Origin of the sequence: Xanthomonas populi (assembly GCF_002940065.1) — a bacterium.
In the GTDB taxonomy this organism is placed as follows: Bacteria; Pseudomonadota; Gammaproteobacteria; order Xanthomonadales; family Xanthomonadaceae; genus Xanthomonas; species Xanthomonas populi.
Genome location: NZ_MDEJ01000081.1, coordinates 1 through 18,279, shown reverse-complemented (window position 1 = coordinate 18,279; position 18,279 = coordinate 1). Strand labels below are relative to the sequence as shown.

General features: G+C 63.0%; 17 protein-coding genes and 3 pseudogenes. 13 read left to right on the top strand and 7 right to left on the bottom strand.

Annotated features, from left to right (window positions below):
• Positions 1-187: 187 nt before the first annotated feature.
• The 3 genes and pseudogenes from XpopCFBP1817_RS23070 to XpopCFBP1817_RS23585 all read left to right on the top strand — a co-directional run bounded on the left by XpopCFBP1817_RS23070 (position 188) and on the right by XpopCFBP1817_RS23585 (position 1,678).
• Positions 188-1,223: pseudogene (locus tag XpopCFBP1817_RS23070) on the top strand (BCCT family transporter).
• On the top strand, positions 1,224-1,388 hold the full coding sequence (locus XpopCFBP1817_RS23590) for a hypothetical protein (RefSeq protein ID WP_279627117.1): 165 nt from the start codon (positions 1,224-1,226) through the stop codon (positions 1,386-1,388).
• The gene (locus XpopCFBP1817_RS23585) at positions 1,385-1,678 is read left to right on the top strand and encodes a BCCT family transporter (protein ID WP_279627116.1); all 294 of its coding nucleotides are present in this window, start codon (positions 1,385-1,387) and stop codon (positions 1,676-1,678) included. The genes XpopCFBP1817_RS23590 and XpopCFBP1817_RS23585 overlap by 4 nt, the downstream gene beginning before the upstream one ends.
• Before the next feature lie 95 nt (positions 1,679-1,773).
• Here XpopCFBP1817_RS23585 and XpopCFBP1817_RS23060 read toward each other — a convergent pair.
• The 5 genes and pseudogenes from XpopCFBP1817_RS23060 to pssA form a co-directional block, all read right to left on the bottom strand.
• A pseudogene (locus XpopCFBP1817_RS23060) lies at positions 1,774-2,102 on the bottom strand (DDE-type integrase/transposase/recombinase); the annotation flags it as partial.
• Between the two features lies 1 nt (position 2,103).
• Positions 2,104-2,426 (bottom strand): annotated as a pseudogene (locus tag XpopCFBP1817_RS23055) (IS481 family transposase); the annotation flags it as partial.
• A gap of 202 nt (positions 2,427-2,628) precedes the next feature.
• The gene (gene rimI, locus XpopCFBP1817_RS13455; protein ID WP_167393933.1) at positions 2,629-3,111 is read right to left on the bottom strand and encodes a ribosomal protein S18-alanine N-acetyltransferase; all 483 of its coding nucleotides are present in this window, start codon (positions 3,109-3,111) and stop codon (positions 2,629-2,631) included.
• Complete coding sequence (locus XpopCFBP1817_RS13450; RefSeq protein WP_128417509.1) at positions 3,108-3,572, bottom strand: alanine acetyltransferase; 465 nt, start codon at positions 3,570-3,572, stop codon at positions 3,108-3,110. Before XpopCFBP1817_RS13450 ends, rimI begins: the two co-directional genes overlap by 4 nt.
• A 38-nt stretch (positions 3,573-3,610) precedes the next feature.
• Positions 3,611-4,384, bottom strand: coding sequence for a CDP-diacylglycerol--serine O-phosphatidyltransferase (pssA, locus tag XpopCFBP1817_RS13445; RefSeq protein ID WP_128417508.1), 774 nt, complete (start codon positions 4,382-4,384; stop codon positions 3,611-3,613).
• A gap of 133 nt (positions 4,385-4,517) precedes the next feature.
• Here pssA and XpopCFBP1817_RS13440 point away from each other — a divergent pair, with 133 nt between their 5' ends.
• The 3 genes from XpopCFBP1817_RS13440 to XpopCFBP1817_RS13430 all read left to right on the top strand — a co-directional run bounded on the left by XpopCFBP1817_RS13440 (position 4,518) and on the right by XpopCFBP1817_RS13430 (position 7,383).
• Positions 4,518-4,922 carry a DUF4124 domain-containing protein gene (locus XpopCFBP1817_RS13440; RefSeq protein WP_167393932.1) on the top strand — a complete coding sequence of 135 codons (405 nt, stop codon included), beginning with the start codon at positions 4,518-4,520 and terminating at the stop codon, positions 4,920-4,922.
• Positions 4,923-5,079: 157 nt separating this feature from the next.
• Positions 5,080-6,774, top strand: a complete 1,695-nt coding sequence (locus XpopCFBP1817_RS13435; protein WP_128417507.1) for a proline--tRNA ligase — start codon at positions 5,080-5,082, stop codon at positions 6,772-6,774.
• A 144-nt stretch (positions 6,775-6,918) separates the two neighbouring features.
• Positions 6,919-7,383, top strand: coding sequence for an H-NS histone family protein (locus XpopCFBP1817_RS13430; RefSeq protein WP_128417506.1), 465 nt, complete (start codon positions 6,919-6,921; stop codon positions 7,381-7,383).
• 59 nt (positions 7,384-7,442) lie between these two features.
• Here XpopCFBP1817_RS13430 and XpopCFBP1817_RS13425 read toward each other — a convergent pair whose 3' ends face one another.
• Positions 7,443-8,702, bottom strand: a complete 1,260-nt coding sequence (locus XpopCFBP1817_RS13425) for a threonine/serine exporter family protein (protein ID WP_128417505.1) — start codon at positions 8,700-8,702, stop codon at positions 7,443-7,445.
• Positions 8,703-8,751: 49 nt separating this feature from the next.
• Between XpopCFBP1817_RS13425 and XpopCFBP1817_RS13420 the strand changes: the two genes are divergently transcribed.
• The 4 genes from XpopCFBP1817_RS13420 (at position 8,752) to XpopCFBP1817_RS13405 (ending at position 12,488) form a co-directional block, all read left to right on the top strand.
• The gene (locus XpopCFBP1817_RS13420; protein ID WP_208619617.1) at positions 8,752-9,981 is read left to right on the top strand and encodes an MlaE family ABC transporter permease; all 1,230 of its coding nucleotides are present in this window, start codon (positions 8,752-8,754) and stop codon (positions 9,979-9,981) included.
• A 100-nt stretch (positions 9,982-10,081) separates the two neighbouring features.
• Complete coding sequence (locus tag XpopCFBP1817_RS13415; protein ID WP_128417503.1) at positions 10,082-10,918, top strand: ABC transporter ATP-binding protein; 837 nt, start codon at positions 10,082-10,084, stop codon at positions 10,916-10,918.
• 2 nt (positions 10,919-10,920) lie between these two features.
• The gene (locus XpopCFBP1817_RS13410) at positions 10,921-11,847 is read left to right on the top strand and encodes an MlaD family protein (RefSeq protein ID WP_128417502.1); all 927 of its coding nucleotides are present in this window, start codon (positions 10,921-10,923) and stop codon (positions 11,845-11,847) included.
• Positions 11,844-12,488: an ABC-type transport auxiliary lipoprotein family protein gene (locus tag XpopCFBP1817_RS13405; protein WP_128417501.1), complete on the top strand. Its 645-nt coding sequence runs from the start codon at positions 11,844-11,846 to the stop codon at positions 12,486-12,488. The genes XpopCFBP1817_RS13410 and XpopCFBP1817_RS13405 overlap by 4 nt, the downstream gene beginning before the upstream one ends.
• Positions 12,489-12,866: 378 nt before the next feature.
• Here the strand turns inward: XpopCFBP1817_RS13405 and XpopCFBP1817_RS13400 are convergent, their stop codons facing one another.
• The gene (locus tag XpopCFBP1817_RS13400; protein ID WP_128417500.1) at positions 12,867-13,466 is read right to left on the bottom strand and encodes an alpha-ketoglutarate-dependent dioxygenase AlkB family protein; all 600 of its coding nucleotides are present in this window, start codon (positions 13,464-13,466) and stop codon (positions 12,867-12,869) included.
• A 126-nt stretch (positions 13,467-13,592) separates the two neighbouring features.
• Between XpopCFBP1817_RS13400 and XpopCFBP1817_RS13395 the strand changes: the two genes are divergently transcribed.
• From XpopCFBP1817_RS13395 to XpopCFBP1817_RS13385, 3 genes are all read left to right on the top strand, one after another.
• Positions 13,593-15,242, top strand: a complete 1,650-nt coding sequence (locus tag XpopCFBP1817_RS13395; RefSeq protein WP_128417499.1) for an electron transfer flavoprotein-ubiquinone oxidoreductase — start codon at positions 13,593-13,595, stop codon at positions 15,240-15,242.
• 108 nt (positions 15,243-15,350) lie between these two features.
• Positions 15,351-18,119, top strand: coding sequence for a rhamnan synthesis F family protein (locus tag XpopCFBP1817_RS13390; protein ID WP_128417510.1), 2,769 nt, complete (start codon positions 15,351-15,353; stop codon positions 18,117-18,119).
• A gap of 52 nt (positions 18,120-18,171) precedes the next feature.
• Positions 18,172-18,279 (top strand): helix-turn-helix domain-containing protein (locus XpopCFBP1817_RS13385; RefSeq protein ID WP_146090187.1); only part of this gene is annotated, 108 nt, incomplete at its 3' end.

The following is an 18,279-nucleotide window of genomic DNA, read 5'->3' as shown; positions in this document are numbered from 1 at the left end:
CTGATCATGTCTGTCGTTCTCCGCTGGCAGGGCGTCAAGTCAATGATGGCAGATTGCTGGGGTTTTTAGAGGCTCCTTTAGGTGACAATCGCGTTTTGACAGGTGCACACCCTACTGGCCGAAAGGGTGTTGCACTTCAAACTTGAGACGGCCCGGTATGTGTGCGGTGGCGCCGCAACTGTGACCGGTGCGCACCTTGCGACCGGTGGTGGCGTTGACGGCAACGGTGGTCTGCACGTTTGCTTCGCTGGTGTCGTTGTTTCCGCTGGATGCAGGCCGTGTGCTGCTGGATGCGCAGACCTGGGCCTCGCGCAATGTCGGTTGGTACCACCTGTTGGCGATGACGGTGTACCTGGTGTTCGTGTTAGGCGTGGCCTTGTCCAGCTACGGCACCATCAAGCTCGGCGCCGATCACGACAAACCGGAATTCAGCTATCTGTCCTGGGCCGGCATGTTGTTCGCTGCGGGCATCAGCATCACGCTGTTCTTCTTCTGCGTCTCCGAACCGCTCACCCATTATCTGCAACCGCCACAACGCGGCACCGGCAGCGACGAAGCCTCCGCACGGCAGGCGATGCAGTTGCTGTTTCTGCATTGGGGCCTGCATGGTTGGGGCGTGTTTGCGCTGGCGGCGATGGCACTGGCCTACTTCGCGTTTCGCCACAACCTGCCGCTGGATTTGCGCTCGGCGCTGTATCCGCTGATCGGCCAGCGCATCAACGGGCCGATCGGTTACACCGCGGATGCCTTGGGCATCGTGACCACCGTGTTCGGTTTGGGCGCGGGCACGGGTTTGGGTGCTGCATCTCAATGCCTGCCTGAGCACCTTGATGGAGGTGCCGCACGCGCATTGGGTGCAGGTGGCGCTGATCCGTGGCGATGATGGGCGCGGCAATTCTGGTGGCGGTCTCCGGCGTGGAAAAGGCGTGCGCTGGATGTCGGACATCAACATGCTGCTGGCGATCGCGCTGCTGCTGTTCATGCTGTTCGCCGGCCCCACGCAATATCTGCTCAACGCGTTGATGCAGAACCTGGGCGACTGCCTGGGCAGTGTGGTCAACAAGAGTTTCGACGTGTATGCCTACGGTAGCCGCAGCGACTGGCTGGGCAACTGGACGGTGTTCTATTGGGCCTGGTGGATCGGCGGGGCACCCTTCGTTGGGCTGTTTATCGCGCGCATGCCGCGCGGCCGCACCACTGGCGAATTTGTCCTAGGGGTGTGAATGATCCCGCCCGGATTCACCCTGGCGTGGCGGTCGATCTTCGGCAACAGCGCGCTGCATCAGCTGCTGCATCACGGCCAGGGCGCACTGGCGCAAGAGGCCATCGATGCGCAGCAGACGGTGCTGTATTCGTTGCTGCAGGCTACCCGTGGAGACGCACGGTGATCACGGTAACGGTGGCGATCAGTTTCGTGTTGTTCATCACTTCAGACGATTCCGGCACGGTGGTGGTATCCGCCTTGTCATCGCACAGCAGCGAGCCGCACAACGATGGCCCGCGCTGGTTGCGCGTGTTCTGGGGCGTGTTCACCGCAAATGCTATTACCGTGCCGAAGTGTATTTGTACGAAGGCAGCTCAGGACTACGACTTGGTCGGTTACAGCCGCGAACAGATCATCAACGACATCATCGATCAATACGAGCGCCACCTGCAGTCTCTGCATCTCACGCACTGAGGTGCCATCGCTGCGGCGTGCCCCCCCACATGAGGCTTGTCATGCCACGTTTCCCGACCAGCTGCTCTACATCGGCAGCCGTTATGTTCCCGCCTGCGGTGTTCGATGCCGTGCTCCATTGCAGACGCGACTGAAGAGATGCACGAAGGCATAGCGGTCGGAAATTCGGTTGGTGGACTGGATGCCGTTATCCGTCAGCACCGCCTGCGGGGCCTAGGGCACCGCCTGGATCACATTGCGCAGGAACTGCGCTGCAACCAGCTTGCTGGCCGAGGGATGGAGTTCGGTGAGCGAAAATTTGGACGTTTTATCGATGGCCACGAACAGAGAGCGCTTGCACTGGGCCGTCTGCACCTGTGCAATGTCGATGTGGAAGTCGCCAATCGGATCGTTTTTGAACCGCTTCTTGGCGGCTTTGTCGCCTNCGCTGCAGGCAGCGGTGCAGCGATGAGCGCGTCAGATGCGGGATGCTCGGCTGCAGTGCGTAGAGACAGTCGTCCAGCGGCAGCAACGTGTGCTTGCGGAAAGCGACGATCGCCGCCTCATCCGCAACGGACAACACGGTGGAACGCGGCGGCGGCGGCCCGGTTGGCACATCTGCAACCGAGGTCCGCTTCTTCCACTTCGCCACCGTCTTGTGATGGATGCCGTAACGCTTGGAAAGCGCTCTCAGGCTCTCTTGACGCTGTTGTATCGCTCGACCGATCGCCTCTGTCGTGGTGGCGCTCCCATGCAGAACCTGGCCCATCGTGCTTGCTTCCATTCGAGGGAAAAGAGTGCACCATCAAAGCCCGGGATCAAACACCTAGAAGATCAGCCTGTTACTGCGATAGAGATTGGACATCGCACATGCGAGCTGCAGCGCAGCAGCCGTGGATGCACGCAGGCATCCGCACAGACCACATCATCAACCGTAACGAACGCAGCCCATCAGCAAGCGCTGATCGCGCTCAGGAGAACCCTTCGAAGAACAACTCGATCGCCATCACCAACGCATCTTCGCGGCCGGTGTTGGAGGGGTAGTAGCGCGGGCGCCGTCCGATTTCGTTGAAGCCTTCGGAGTGATACAGCGCGATCGCCGAGGAGTTGGAGGGGCGCACTTCCAGAAACGCACGCCGCGCCCCACGATCGCAGGCGCCCTTGATCAGGGCGCGCAGGAATACGCGGCCATGGCCTTGCGATTGCGCTTCCGGTGCGATGCAGACGTTGAGCACGTGCGCCTCGTCGGCGGCAATGCTGATCACGCCATAGCCGATGACCTGACCGCCCTGCTCCATCACCCAGCCGGGGTAGCCGGCCTGCAGGCAGTCGCGAAAGATGCTGCGCGTCCACGGAAACGGATAGGCGAGATGCTCGATCTCCATCACCACGTCCAGATCGCTCTCGCGCAGCGCGCGCAGCGCTGTGGGCAGGGGCGCGTTCAACGCGCTCACGCCGGGTCCTGACGTCGCCGTAGCGCACGCAACTGCGGCCACAGCGCGCGCTTGGCCACCGGATTGCCACGCAGCTCGGCCAGCGGCCAGGTGGCCATCAAGGCCTGGGTATTCGGATCGCCGGGGTTGCAGCCGGAAGCGCGCAACAACGCGATCTGCAAACGATCCGGCAGCCCAACGCGATTACGCCGCTGCGGCCCGGGCGACGGCGCTGTGTTGCTCGCACGCGGCGCCTCGGTTGGTGCAGCCGGAGCCGTGCGTCGTACCGCAGGCGAAGCTGACTGGGCCACCGATGGCGCCTGCGCCGCACGCTCAGCACGCACCGGCGCGCTTTCGACCACCTCGGCAGGCGCAGGCAGCGCGTCCAGCGTGTTGCGGTCCAGATACACGGTGTAGCCCAACGCCTGCAGATACGAGACCTGCAGATCGGACCACATCGGCGCGGACGCCCCCTCACTCATGACAACCTGCCCTTGAAAGCGTGCTCATGAAAGCGTGTTCACGGCAGCTCGGGCACGCGCCGCCAGCGCCGCCACAGCCACATCACCGGGCCGGACAGCGCATACAGCACGCCGATCACCAGCAGCGAACGGGCCAGATCGATCACCAGCAGCGCGATCACCACCGTGGCGATCGCCAGCGCCAGAAACGGCACGCGGTCGGCACGCGGACCACGCGCGCCGCCCTTGAAGCTCCAGAAGCGGATCCGGCTGACCATCAGCAAGGCCGAGACCACCGTCACTGCCAGCGCCAGATAGCGCAGCTGCTCGCCATCAAAGCCCAGGCTGTCGTCGGCAAAGGCCCACACGAACGCCATCATCAGGCCGGCCGCAGCGGGGCTGGCCAGACCGATGAACCAGCGCTTGTCGACCACGCCCACTTGCGTGTTGAAGCGGGCAAGCCGCAATGCAGCGCAGGCCGCATAGAGAAAGGCGGCCGACCAGCCGACCCGGCCCATCACGTTGCTGTCGTACTTCAGCGCCGACAGCGACCAGTGGTACATCACCAGCGCCGGGGCCATGCCGAAGCTGACCAGATCGGCCAGCGAGTCGTACTGCACGCCGAATTCGCTGCTGGTATTGGTCAGGCGCGCGACCCGGCCGTCCAGCCCGTCCATCACCGCAGCCACGAACACCGCCATGGCCGCCTGGACGAATTGCCCATTGGCGGCGGCGATGATGGCGTAGAAACCGGAAAACAGCCCGGCGGTGGTGAACAGATTCGGCAGCAGGTAAATCGTGCGCGAGCGCGGGGGCGGTCTCATTTCATCCATGCGACAAGTGTAGGGCCTGAGGTCCGTTCGGCGGTAGCGCCCCTTGCCCTTGATGCACACGCTGGGCAGGATCACTTGCCAGCACGGGCCGCGGATGCTGCAATCGCCGCAGGAATCATCCAGGGGAAGCCTCATGCACCTGTCATCCGGGCTCTGCGCCCTGTTGATGCTGGTCAGCGCCGCCGCTGGCGCGACCGATCTCTATAAGTGGAAGGACGCTAAAGGCGTGACCCACTACACCGAAACACCGCCGCCGAACGGCCAGCGCTACGAATCGCGCCGGATCGATGCGCGCAGCGGCACCGCCGCCATCGCCGCGCCAGAAGCCGCAGCCCCCGAATCGGCCGACTGCCTCACCGCACGCCGCAATCTGGAGCTGCTCCGCGGCAAGGGCGAGCTCACCATGGGCGCCGGCACCGACGGCAAGCCCGGCACCCCGCTGGACCCGGATGCCCGCACCGCGCAACGCAACCTCGCCGAAGCGGCCGCCAAGGCCTATTGCAAGCCCGCACCGACCCGTGACGGCCCGGCCGCCTGAGTTCCAGGGACCGGCCCTGCGCCAGTCAACACGCGCCAGTCCAGCTGCGTTAATCCACCTACGGCAGCCAATGCGTTTGCCACGCATGCGGCCGGCGCCACTGACCGGCAGGGCGCGACACTGGCAAACTAGGGGCTTTCCGCCCAAGCGAAGCCCGATGCGTCTTTCCCAGTTCCACCTGCACACCACCAAGGAAACCCCGGCCGAGGCCGAGTTGGTCAGCCACCGTCTGATGCTGCGCGCGGGCATGATCCGCAAGCTGGCCTCCGGGCTTTACACCTGGTCGCCGCTGGGCCTGCGCGTGCTGCGCAAGGTCGAGGCCATCGTGCGCGAAGAGATGAACCGCGCCGGGGCGGTGGAAGTGCTGTTCCCCACCATCCAGCCGCGCGAGCTGTGGGACGCTACCGGCCGGTGGGAAAAGTTCGGCGGGCAGTTGCTCAAGATCACCGACCGCAAGGAGCAGGAGTTCTGCTACAGCCCCACCGCCGAAGAAGCAGCGGCCGAGTTCGCGCGCCAGGAGATCAACAGCTACAAGCAGCTGCCGCTGAATTTCTATCAGATCCAGACCAAGTTCCGCGATGAGATCCGCCCGCGCTTCGGCGTGATGCGCGCGCGCGAGTTCTTGATGAAGGATGCCTATTCGTTCCATCTCACCGATGCGGACATGGCGCGCGAATACGACAACATGCGCGCGGCCTACACCCGCATCTTCACCCGCCTGGGGCTGGAATTCCGCGCCGTGCAGGCCGACTCTGGCGCCATCGGCGGCGATGCCTCGCAAGAATTCCACGTCATCGCCGCCTCCGGCGAAGACGCGCTGGCGTTTTCCACGGGCTCGGATTACGCCGCCAACGTGGAAACCGCAAGCGCCGCCCTGCCCGCCCCGCGCGCCGAGGCTGGCGAGGCGATGCGCCAGGTCGAAACGCCCACCCAGAAGATCTGCGAAGACGTCGCCCAGTTGCTGGGCATCGCGCTGCAGCGCACGGTCAAGTCGGTGGCGGTGATGACCGAGGCCGGCTTCGTGCTGGTGCTGGTGCGTGGCGATCACGCAGTCAACGAGATCAAGCTGGGCAAGGTCGCTGGCCTGGCCGGTTACCGGATGGCCAACGAGGCCGAAATTCGCGACCACCTCGGCTGCGAACCTGGCTTCCTCGGCCCGGTGAACACCGCGCGCCCGGTACGCGTGGTGGCCGACCGCGATGTTGCAGCACTGGCCGATTTTGTGGTTGGCGCCAATGTGCCCGGCGCGCATCTGGCTGGCGTCAACTGGGGCCGCGACCTACCCGAACCGGACACTGTTGCCGATGTGCGCAACGTCATTGAAGGCGAACGTGCGGCAGATGGCGGCGAACTGCGGCTGGCCCGTGGCATCGAAGTAGGCCATGTGTTCCAGCTGGGCAGCCAGTACGCGCAAGCGCTGCAGGCCACCGTGATCGACGAGAACGGCAAGCTCGCGGTGATGAAGATGGGCTGCTACGGCATCGGTATTTCGCGCATCGTGGCCGCAGCAATCGAACAGAACCACGACGACGCCGGTATTGTCTGGCCCGCGCCGATGGCGCCGTGGCAAGTGGTAGTGTGCGTGATCAACCCAAAACAGGACCCGCAGGTGATTGACGCAGCCAGCGCCGTTTTGGATGAATTGATCGCCGCAGGGATCGAAGCCGCACTGGACGATCGCGGCCTGCGTCCGGGCGCCATGTTTGCCGATATGGAACTCTTGGGCATTCCGCATCGGGTAGTTGTCTCAGAACGCGGATTGGCGGCCGGCACATTTGAATATCGCGCGCGCATCGCCGAGGCGGCAGAAAACCTGGATAAGGCCGGGTTATTCTCCCGCCTGGGACATTGATCAAACACCCCGAATCCGCTTCAAACAGATGAACACAAGGCGCCGAATTATTTCGGCGCATTTGTCATGCGGGTTTTCTGACATTATTATGGACAGCACTGCCATGGACCGGCATTCTTTCCTCTCTCATTTTCCGGAGTAGTGATGTCGATCGATCTTAGCGGCCTGTCGGCCAAGCAGTTGGGTGCACTGATCAAGAATGCGAAGAAGCAGCAGACGGTGGTTGCCAAGCGCACCCCGATCGCAAAGGTCCGCACGCAGCTGACCCGCGCCGCAAAAGCGCATGGTTATTCCATTGAAGAAGTGTTTGGCGCTTCCGCCACTGCCAGCGCTGGTCCGGGTCGTCCGGCTGCTGCTGCCAAGCCGGGCCCGCGCGCTGGCCGCAAGCTGGGCAAGGTTCCGCCGAAGTATCGCAATCCGGCCAATCCCCAGGAAGCCTGGACCGGCCGTGGCAAGCAGCCGCGCTGGCTGGCCGAATTGACCGCCGCTGGCAAGAAAGTTGAAGACTTTCTGATCAGCAAGGTCGGCGCAAAAAAGACCCCGGCCAAGAAGACCTCGGCACGTGAGGCCGTCACCAAGCGCGCTACCAAGAAGTCCAAGGCCGCTTGATTAAAACCAATAAAAACGCCGGCATTGCCGGCGTTTTTATTGCGCGCTTTTCCTGCCGCTCATAAATTCTTGCGGGCCGGAATCAACAGATTGCCAAACAGCAATCCGGCCATCAATGCCATCACGATATTGGTCACTGCCAATAGTGCCGCTTGCCCGACGCTGACATCCTGCTGCTGCACCAAGGTGAGAAATCCGCGCAGGCTGGTACTGCCCGGAACCAGCATGATGATGCCCGGCAAACGGATCAAGGCACCAGGCCTTTGTACCACCCGCCCGAAGAGATTACCGGCGGCAGTCAAGGCCATGGCCGAGGCGAATACGCCAGCTGGGCCACCCCAGGCATGCCCCGCATAACGCGCAATGACATAACCGGACATGGCTGCGGCCATGATCCATGGATAATCGCGTCGACTGGCTTTGAACAACACCGCGAACGCATACGCGGCTACCAGCAGCGAGGCCCATTCCACCCAACTGGCCTGCGGACGCACTGCAGCAACTTGCGGCTGCAGGCCGACCAGTTGCGTCAGCATCACCGCAATCACCGCACCGACGGTGAGCTTGAGCACGGTAGTCACCGCACCGGCCAGGCGCGCGGTTCCGGACACCCAATGCTGGCTGGCCAGCTCGTTGAAGGCATTGGTCAGCGACATGCCGGGCAGCAGCACCACCAGCGAGGCGATGATCACCGTATTGAGATTCAACGGGCCGAGTAGCGAGGCGACCACCGTCGCTACCACACCGGCCAGCAAGCCGGCCAATGCTTCGCCGACCTCCTTGGTGGCCGGGCGCTTATCGGTGTATTGGGTCAGCAGCCCGATCGACATACCGATCGCGCCAGCGGTGGCGATATCCAGCCACGGCAATTTCCATAGCCCGGCCACGCCGGCAGCCGCTAGCCCGAATGCCAGCACCTGCATGGCCTTGCCACGCCGATCCACCTCGCGGTCCAACCGGCGCAGCGCCGTATGACCCTGCGCGATGCTCATGCGTCCATTGGCCACACTGTCGGCGATGTAATCGGCCACGCTGAGTTTGTAGAGATCGTTCTCGCCCGGGGCCAGCCGGATCACCCGGGTGATGTCACTGGAGCCGATCGACTTGGTCGGGTCGCTGAAGCTCAAGATAATGCCGGTGGGATTGGACCAGGGCTCGCAGTCCAGGCCCAGCTTCTGCGACAGCCCGATCACCGCGGCCTCCAGCCGCTGCGCGGTGGTGCCATAGGTATGCAGGCGCCCGGCGATTTCCGAAACGAAGGCGACGCGCTGCGCGTAGGTGGCGCTGGCGGACGGTTGGACGAGGGTGGCAGCGGACATGCGTGGCGGGTCGGATCGGAGAAACGCCGTCTGGCGAGGCGACCAGTGTATGCCGCAGTGCGCGCGGCCGGCGCCCGGATCGCCCATGCCGGAGCCGCAGGTGCGAAGCGTCCCCAACATTTGCTCACGCTGGCCGCTGTATGCTGGCGCCACGGACAGGCCACCCATGATCAAATCGCAACCTCCCCGCATCGAACAAGACTCGCAGGATCACGTACAGGTCCGCCTTGCTGGCAGTTGGGTACTGGCGACCGCATTGCCCCAGGCAGAACTGCTGCAGGCCGTGCCCGATGGCATCCGTCGCATCGACGCGCGCGGCATCGCACAACTGGATTCGGCCGGCGTGCTGCAGTTGCTGCGCTTTGCCAGCCGCATGGGATTGAAGGAAGACGCGATCGATTTGCGCGATGAGCACCAGGCCCTGGTGTGCACCATCGAAGAACTCAACGACGAGCGCCCCAAACCCAAAAGCGACTATGGTTTTGTCGCCGCGCTGGACCGTCTGGGCCGCACTACGCATGGCATCGGCCAGGGCATCCTGGAGTTGAACAGTTTTCTGGGCGAGAACCTGGTCAAGATCGCGCGCCTGATCCACGAGCCGCGCCGCTTCCGCCTGACCTCCACCGTGCACCACATGGAGCAGGTCGGTCTGGATGCGGTGCCGCTGGTGGTGCTGCTGTCCTACCTGGTAGGCGCGGTGATCGCGTTCCTGGGCTCGACCATCCTGCGCGACTTCGGCGCGGAAATTTATGTGGTGGAGCTGGTCAGCATCGCCTTCCTGCGCGAATTCGCGGTACTGCTGACCGCCATCGTGCTGGCCGGGCGCACTGCCAGCGCCTTCACCGCGCAGATCGGTGCGATGAAATCGCGCGAGGAAGTGGATGCCATCCGCACCCTGGGCCTGGACCCGATCGACCTGCTGGTGATTCCGCGCCTGCTCGCGCTGATCTTCACCCTGCCGCTGCTGACCTTCATCGCGATGATCGCCGGCCTGGCCGGTGGCGTGACGGTGGGTGCGTTCGATCTGGATATTCCGCCGCAGATGTATCTGGCGCGCATGCACGACACCATCCAGTTGCGGCACTTCCTGGTCGGCCTGTCGAAGGCGCCGTTGTTTGCGCTGGTGATCGGCCTGATCGGCTGTCTGGAAGGCTTGAAGGTCAGCGGCACCGCGCAGTCGGTTGGCGAGCGCACCACCTCCTCGGTGGTGCAGACGATTTCCTTGGTCATCATCCTCGACGCGATCGCCGCGCTGTGGTTCATGAAGATGGGGTGGTGAGGTGAGGCAGGGATTGGATAGTCGAGATTCGGGATTTGGGATTTGGGATTCGCCAAAGCAGGCGCGTGCAGCGTGCCCGGACTCATAGGGAAGGCGCACTGTGACTAATCCCGAATTCCCAATCACCGATCCCGAGATCGATACCGACGACGACCAGCTGGCGATTTCAGTGCGCGGGCTGACCAACCGCTTCGGTAGCCAGGTGGTGCACGAGGACCTGGATCTGGACGTGCGCCGCGGCGAGATCCTGGGCGTGGTCGGCGGCTCGGGCACCGGCAAATCGGTGCTGATGCGCAGCATCCTGGGCCTGCGCGAGCCGGACGCCGGCACGATCCAAGTGCTGGGAGTGGATGCGCGCTCAGGCCGCTTCGCCGACCGCCAGCACATCACCCGCAATACCGGCGTGCTGTTTCAGGACGGCGCGCTGTTCTCGTCGATGACCGTCGGTGAGAACGTGCAGGTACCGTTGAAGGAACATCACGGCGAGTTCCCGGAGCGCTGGTATTTCGAACTGGCGCTGCTGAAGATCAAGCTGGCCGGCCTGCCCGCCGATGCGCTGGACAAGCTGCCTTCGCAGTTGTCCGGCGGCATGCGCAAGCGCGCCGGTCTGGCGCGGGCACTGGCGCTGGACCCGCCGCTGTTATTTCTGGACGAGCCCACCGCTGGCTTGGACCCAATCGGCGCAGCCGCCTTCGACCGTTTGATCCGGACCCTGCAGCAGGCACTGGGCCTGACCGTGTTCCTGATTACGCATGACCTGGATACGCTGTACGCCATCTGCGACCGCATCGCGGTGCTGGCCGATCGCAAGGTGATCGCCAACGCGCCGCTGTCCGAAGTCGAACAGCTCGACCACCCCTGGATCCAGGAATATTTCCACGGTCCGCGCGCCCGCGCCGCGCGCGCGGCCAAGACCGACTCCACCGAGACCGCCTGAGCATGGAAACCAAAGCCAATTACGTCCTGATCGGCGCCTTCACCATCGTGGCAGGCCTGGCCCTGCTGCTGTTCGGGCTGTGGGCGGCCAAATATTCCTCCGACCGCACCTGGCAGCAATACCGGGTGGTGTTTCGCGAGGCAGTCACCGGCCTGACGGTCGGCAGCCCCGTGCAATACAACGGCATCGCGGTCGGCTCGATCACCGAGCTGACCCTGGCGCCGAACGACCCGCGCCAGGTCGTGGCCCACGTGCGGGTGAACTCCACCACGCCGATCAAGAGCGATACGCGCGCCAAGCTGGCTATCACCAGCCTGACTGGCCCGTCGATCATCCAGCTATCCGGCGGCACGCCCGAAGCGCCGTCGCTGACCACCATCGACAAGAGCGACGCCCCGATCATCCAGACCACGCCGTCGGCGCTGCAGAACATCACCGACACCGCCAACCGCATCGTCGAGCGCATGGACCAGATGCTCTCGGACAAGAACGTGGCCAGCATCACCGCCACCTTGCAGAACCTGGAAAAGATCAGCGGCGGCATCGCCGATCGCGACAACGGCATGCAGGCGCTGATCGTCAGCGCGCGCGATGCCGCACGCAATCTGGACGCCACGCTGACCACCACCAACGGCACCATCAAGCGGCTGGACCAGAACCTGGTGCAGCAGCTGCCGGGCATCCTGGAAAAGCTCGACGCCACCCTGGTCAAGCTGGATTCGGCCGCCGGCAACGCCGACACCATCCTTGGCGAGAACCGCGCCGCCATCAATAGCTTCGCCAATGATGGCCTAGGCCAACTCGGGCCCACGCTCACCGAGTTGCGCGGTCTGATCCGCGATCTGCGCCGGGTCAGCGACAAACTGGGCAACAACCCTGCGCGCTACCTGCTCGGCCGCGACGCACCCAAGGAGTTCGAACCGAAATGACTGCCATGCGCCTGTTGCGTCCCGTGTTGTGCGTTTCGTTGCTGGCGCTGGGCGGCTGCTCGGTCCTGACCGGCGGCGACCAGAAACCGGCCACGATCTACGCACCCACCGTGCGGATCACCCCAAACCCGTCCTGGCCGCAGGTGAGCTGGCAGCTCTCGGTGGCCAAACCCAGCACCGCGCGCGTCATCGACAGCCCGCGCATCAATGTGCGCCCCACCCCGGGCGAACTGCAGGTCTATCACGGCGCGGGTTGGGCACAGCCGGCCACCGACATGCTGGAAGACAGCGTGGTGCGCGCGTTCGAAGACTCCGGCAAGATTGCGGCGATTGCGCGCATCGGCGCCGGGATCCGCTCGGACTACAAACTGGCGATCGACGTGCGCCGCTTCGAAGCCGATTACGCCGGCCAGTCGTTGCCCTCGGCCACCATCGAACTCAACGCCAAGCTGCTGCATTCGTCGGATCAACGCGTGGCCGCCTCGCGCACCTTCCTGGTCGCACGCCCATCCACCAGCACCGACACCGCTGCGGTGGTCGCCGCCTTCGAGCAGGCGCTGACCCAGGTCACCACCGAGCTGGTGGGTTGGACCTTGATCACCGGTCAGCAGGACAGCCAGAACCTGCCGCGTTCGTTGTAAGTGCAAGCGACAGACTTGGAGCGTCTAACAAAACCACTTCAAGCCGGTCTACTGCAGGCCGGCTGATCTGCTGCCTGGCTGCAGGGCCCTTGCCTGCTCACCGTTGCGGGACCTTACGCGGCATGGATGCCGCGTAAGAGCTTACATGGATGTACTTGCAGCGTGTCACGCGACGGTGAGCGGGCAAGGGCCAGTCGAGATAGTCGGTGTGCAGGGTTTTAAAAAGCTACAGATCAACTCTCTGGTGCGGTGAGGGCACCGCACACTCGACCCACCTAGCGTTTGACCTGGCCTTCTGACTGCATCCACCAAGATGCGGACGACAAAACCACCGCACTCACCGCCAGGCGAGCGCTCGCTACGTTTTGTTAGCCGCTCTTATCGCTGGGATACGCGCATCGCGATCTGACGGAAGGTCAGATTGATGCGCTCGCCGACCGGCTTGGCGGTACGCGGCAACGCATGTCGGTAGTGCCGCTGCGTCTGGCCTCCCATCAGCAGGAGATCGCCGTGCCCCAATTCCAGCGTCTGTTTCAACGCCGCACCGTCGCGGCGCTTGAACGCGAAGCGCCGCGTCGCACCCAGGCTCAACGAGGCGATCAACGGCTGCGCGCCCAACTCCGGCTCATCATCGCTATGCCAACCTATCGCATCGTTGCCGCTGCGATAGCGATTGACCAGCACGCTGTTGAACCGCTGACCGGTCTCGGCCTGCAGTCGAGTGCGCAATGGCTGCAACGCGTCCAGCCACGGTTGCGGCGCGAACTGTGTGCCCGAGTAACGATAACTCGCCTCCGGATCGCCGATCCAACTGCTCAGACGCGGCGAGTCCACCACACGCCCGAACATCCGGATGCGATGCACCTCCCACTGCACCTGCGCCAGCAGCGCCTGCATGAGCGCATCGGCCTGCGCCGCCTGCAACCAGCCGCGACACCAACTGATCTCCGCTTGCGGCAATGCCACCCGAATCTTCATGCGGCAAACGCTAGCACGCACCCGCTGAGCGGTGCCGCGCGGTGCGGATGAATCGATCCGATTTGCCGCCGTCACACCGAATCCCGGAAAATGCGCGTTAGCCATCGAGCCAACGGGAGCGGAGCAATGTCGGAAGCGGGAGTCGGCGCACATGCGTCAGAGACGGTCGAGCGCGAGGTGATGGAGTACGACGTCGTCACCGTCGGCGCAGGTCCGGCCGGGCTGGCCTTTGCGATCCGGCTCAAGCAGCTCGATCCGAACATCAGCGTGTGCGTGATCGAAAAGTCCAGCACCATCGGCGCGCATATACTCTCCGGTGCAGTGATCGAACCGGGCCCGCTGGATGCCTTGCTGCCCGGCTGGCGCGACAACCCGCCGCCAATCTGCATGGCCGCCACCGACGACGAATTCTGGTTTCTCGGCAAGGACAGCGCGCACAAATTTCCGGTGGTGCCGCCGGGCATGCGCAACCACGGCAACTTCATCGTTAGCCTGGGCGCGATGTGCGCCTGGCTGGCGCCGCAGGCCGAAGCGCTGGGCGTGGAAATCTATCCAGGCTTTGCCGCTGCCGAAACCCTGCACGACGGCAAGGACCAGGTCATCGGCGTGCGCATCGGCGACATGGGCGTGGCCAAGGACGGAGCGCACAAGGCCGGCTACACCGCAGGTATCGATATCCGCGCCAAGGTCACCGTGCTGGCGGAAGGCGCGCGGGGGCATCTGACCAAACGCCTGCTCAGACGCTTCGACCTCACTGCCGACGCCGATCCGCAGGGCTATTCGATCGGCATCAAGGAGCTGTGGCAGGTCCCGGAGGGGCGCGTCAGCCCAGGCAAGATCGTGCACACGCTCGGCTGGCCGGCCGACAACCGCACCTATGGCGGCAGCTTTCTGTATCACCTGGACAACAACCAGATCGCCCTCGGTTATGTGAGCGGACTGGACTACAGCGACCCTGAATACCAGCCGTGGGAAGCCTTCCAGCAATGGAAGAACCATGCGTTGATCAAGCCATTGCTGGAAGGCGGCAGCATCCTCTCGGCCGGCGCGCGTGCCATCGTTACCGGAGGCTGGCAATCGCTGCCGAAAGTGGACATGCCTGGCGCTTTGCTGATCGGCGACACCGCCGGCCTGCTCAACGTGCCCAAGATCAAGGGCACCCATCAGGCGATCCGCAGCGGCATGCTAGCGGCCGAACACCTGGCGCAATCGCAACTGGCTCCGCAAGGCTTCGATGCCAAACTGCGCGCCTCCGATGCGATGGCCGAGCTGAAAGAAGTGCGCAATATCAAGCCCGGCTTCAAGAAGGGTTTGTGGTTCGGCCTGCTCAACGCCGCCTGGGAAACAGCGCTCAAGGGCGCCTCGCCATGGACGCTGAAAAACAAACACGACTGGTCGGCACTGCACAAACTCGGCGAGTACGAACAACCCAAGCGCGACTACGCGCAGCGCGAACTCGCGCCACGCGACCGCCTGCAAGCGGTTTATTTCGCTGCTACCGAACATGACGAAGACCAGCCCGTACATCTGAAGGTGCTCGACACCGACATCTGCGCCACCCGCTGCGTGCAGGAGTACGCCAACCCCTGCACCCGCTTCTGCCCGGCCAACGTCTACGAAATGGTCGCAGACACCAACAGCCCCTCCGGCAAGCGCCTGCAGATCAACGCCGCCAACTGCGTGCACTGCAAGACCTGCGACATCAAGGATCCCTACGAGATCATCACCTGGGTCACACCGGAGGGTGGTTCGGGGCCGAATTACCAGAATCTTTGAGCAACCATTGGCGTACCCGTGACTAGCAGTCTCTCAAAACTCGTGGCTGCGGCACGTCGCTCGGTAGAGCTCCATGGTGGCGGTTTTTCAGGCGCAACCGCGGTTGGGATGCGGGCATTCAAGGTGATCCGCGCCCTCGGAGTACGCGGCTTTCTGCAGCGAGTGCGACTGGCCGGGCGCAAGCAGCTGGCAGCTCCCCGCCTGTCGGACCAAGAGCCGTTCGTCGCGCCTGTGCCCCTGTCGCAACTGCAGTTAAAAGTTGGCGTGATGGTGCACGTCTTCTATCCCGACCTGATCGACGAATTTGCACAGTCACTCCAGCACATGCCGGTTGGCTATGACCTGCTGGTGTCTGTGATGGATGAAACAGCGGCAGATCACGCGCTTGACCGCTTTTCCCAGCTACCACATATTGAGAAACTCGATGTGCGCATCGTGCCCAACCGTGGTCGTGATATCGCACCGCTGGTGGTGACGTTCCGTGAGCAGATCCTGGCATTGGATGTTGTCGGCCATCTGCACACAAAAAAGTCCCTGTATACAGGCAGCGAGCAAGGCGAGTGGCGCCGCTACCTGGTCTCATCCATGATGGGGAGCCCGGAGCGCATCGCCTGGCAACTGGGAATGTTTCAGGCCGAGCCGCGCCTTGGCATGCTTTACCCCGAGAGTTACGAACGGGTGCCGCTGTGGGCACATACCTGGCTGAGTAATTTTGAGGTCTGCCGCGCGCTGGCCCAACGTCTCGGATTCGATATCAGCGCCTCGGAGTACATTGATTTTCCTGCAGGATCGATGTTCTGGGCAAAGGTGGATGCATTACGGCCGTTGTACGCACTGGACCTTGAGCTGAAAGACTTTCCGGAAGAGCACGGCCAGATCGACGGCACCTTTCATCACGCAATGGAACGCATGTTCGTCGCCATCGTTCGGCACCAGCAGTATCGCGTCGGCATATTGCCGCAAGGCGGCACGCTGGCGCTCAGCAGCGAAGGTGGGCGCAACTGGCAGGCTTGGTTCCAGACGCCGATCGCCACGCGATTGACATTGTCCTCTCTGCAAGCTCGGCTGGTGTCATTGGACATCTTCGACACCTTGGTAGTGAGGCCCTTCCTGTTTCCGGCGGGTGCTCGCGCCTATATTGCCCACCTGATAGCGTGCCAATTCGGGGTCGAAAACTTTCTTGAACTACGCGATCTTGCTGAGTCCAAGGCACGCCATCTGCATGGCGCCGATGTCGATTTATCGAGCATCTACAACGCCCTGTCTCGCCTACCCGATGCGGCAGGACTTCCAATCAGCGCCCTCCAGGCATTGGAAGTGGCAGTTGAAGCCAGATTGCTACAACCACGTCGAGGTGTCGTCGCAGCAGCTAAACACTTGCAGCAACGTGGTACCCGCCTGGTTGCGCTTTCGGACATGTATCTGGATAGCGCATTGCTGCAGCAGATCCTGCCACCCGAAGTGAGCGCACTGCCAGCGGCCTGGTACGTGTCCTGCGAGACGGGTTGGCGCAAAGATGCTGACAGTGCCTGGAAGAAGCTGCCAGATATTGAAAAAATCGACACATCGCAGTGGCTGCATGTCGGCGACAACGAACACGGCGATATCCAGCGTCCACAGATGCACAAATTATTGACACCTGTGCATGTGCTTCGCCCATCTGCGCTTTTGGATGTAGCTCCTGCATTGCGCGCGCTCAGGCCACCGTTGGGTGCGGCAACGCGGTGGCAGGACCAGTTGTGGCTTGGCTTACTGGCTAATCGGTTCGCCGATCTTGCCGACCGGCACCCAGAAACACTGACGCCGTTGCCGACACTTTCCCCAGCATGTCTTGGCTATGTGGTCATCGGCCCGCTGATCTTCGATTATCTCGCTTGGCTGATCCGCATGGCGAAGCAAACCAATATCGAAACGATTTTGTTTTTGAGCCGAGAAGGCCACCTGCTGGAGCAAGGTTTTCAGCTCGTGAAGCAAACTTCCCCGGCGCTTGAACAGCTTCATGGCAAGTATCTGCTCGCATCGCGGCGGGGAACCGGAACACCCTCGCTACACGCGCCGGACGATCTTGCATTACTGCTGGACAGTACCTATACCGGCACGCTGGGCGACCTGGTGCAGGCCCGCCTGGGAGATTGTGCGGCACATATTCTGGAACGTCGACTAGGCCGCTCGGTCATGCAACGCGATGTCTACCTGCCGGAAATGCACGCCGAGCTTCTAGCGCTGATGGCTCCGGCAATCAATGAACTGCTAGTGCTTGCCGAAACTGAAAGACGGGCGTATCTGCATTACTGGAGTGCGATTGCAGGTGGCGGCGCTGCGATGGTGGCCGATATAGGTTACTCCGGCAGCATCCAAGCCAACCTAACAAGATTGACCGGTCAACCGCTCGGTGGCGCTTATTTTGCCGTGAACGAGCGCGCCGCAAAAATCACTGCACAGAGTTGGGCCGCCGCCCGCTATTTTGATGGGCGCACTGAGGGTGATCCGGGCCAATCGACGATCCTGCGCCACGACCTGCTTCTGGAAGCACTTCTCACTGCTCCCTCGCCGCAGTTTTCTCACTTCACAACCACCACCGAAGTTCCGACTGCGGTCTACGCCAGTCCGGAGCTATCGGCAACGCAATGGTCGACCATCGCGCAGGTGCATGAAGGTGCGCTAGCTTTTATTGAAGACGTTTGTAAGGTTGCGCAGGATGAAAGCCACCTGCTGGACTTTGATCGAGCCTCGATTCAGATCCAGCTGCAGTGCATCGGCTCCGGACGCTGGCAGGCGCCTTGGCTGGCGGATCTGCAACTCGACGATCACTTCACTGGACGCGGATCGGTTCGGGCCGGCGGCTTCAACTCTGGATCGCAACACCAACGGTTGTGAAGTGGTCCAGGCGACCTGACCTGAACGACTTCACCGCCAAGTGGAGTTGCCCATGTCATCCAGCCGCCTGGACCTGGCAGAACGATACCGTCTGCATGCGTTATATGAAACCGGCATGTCGATGCGGGCCATCGCCAACGCATTGGAGCGTGCGCCCAGC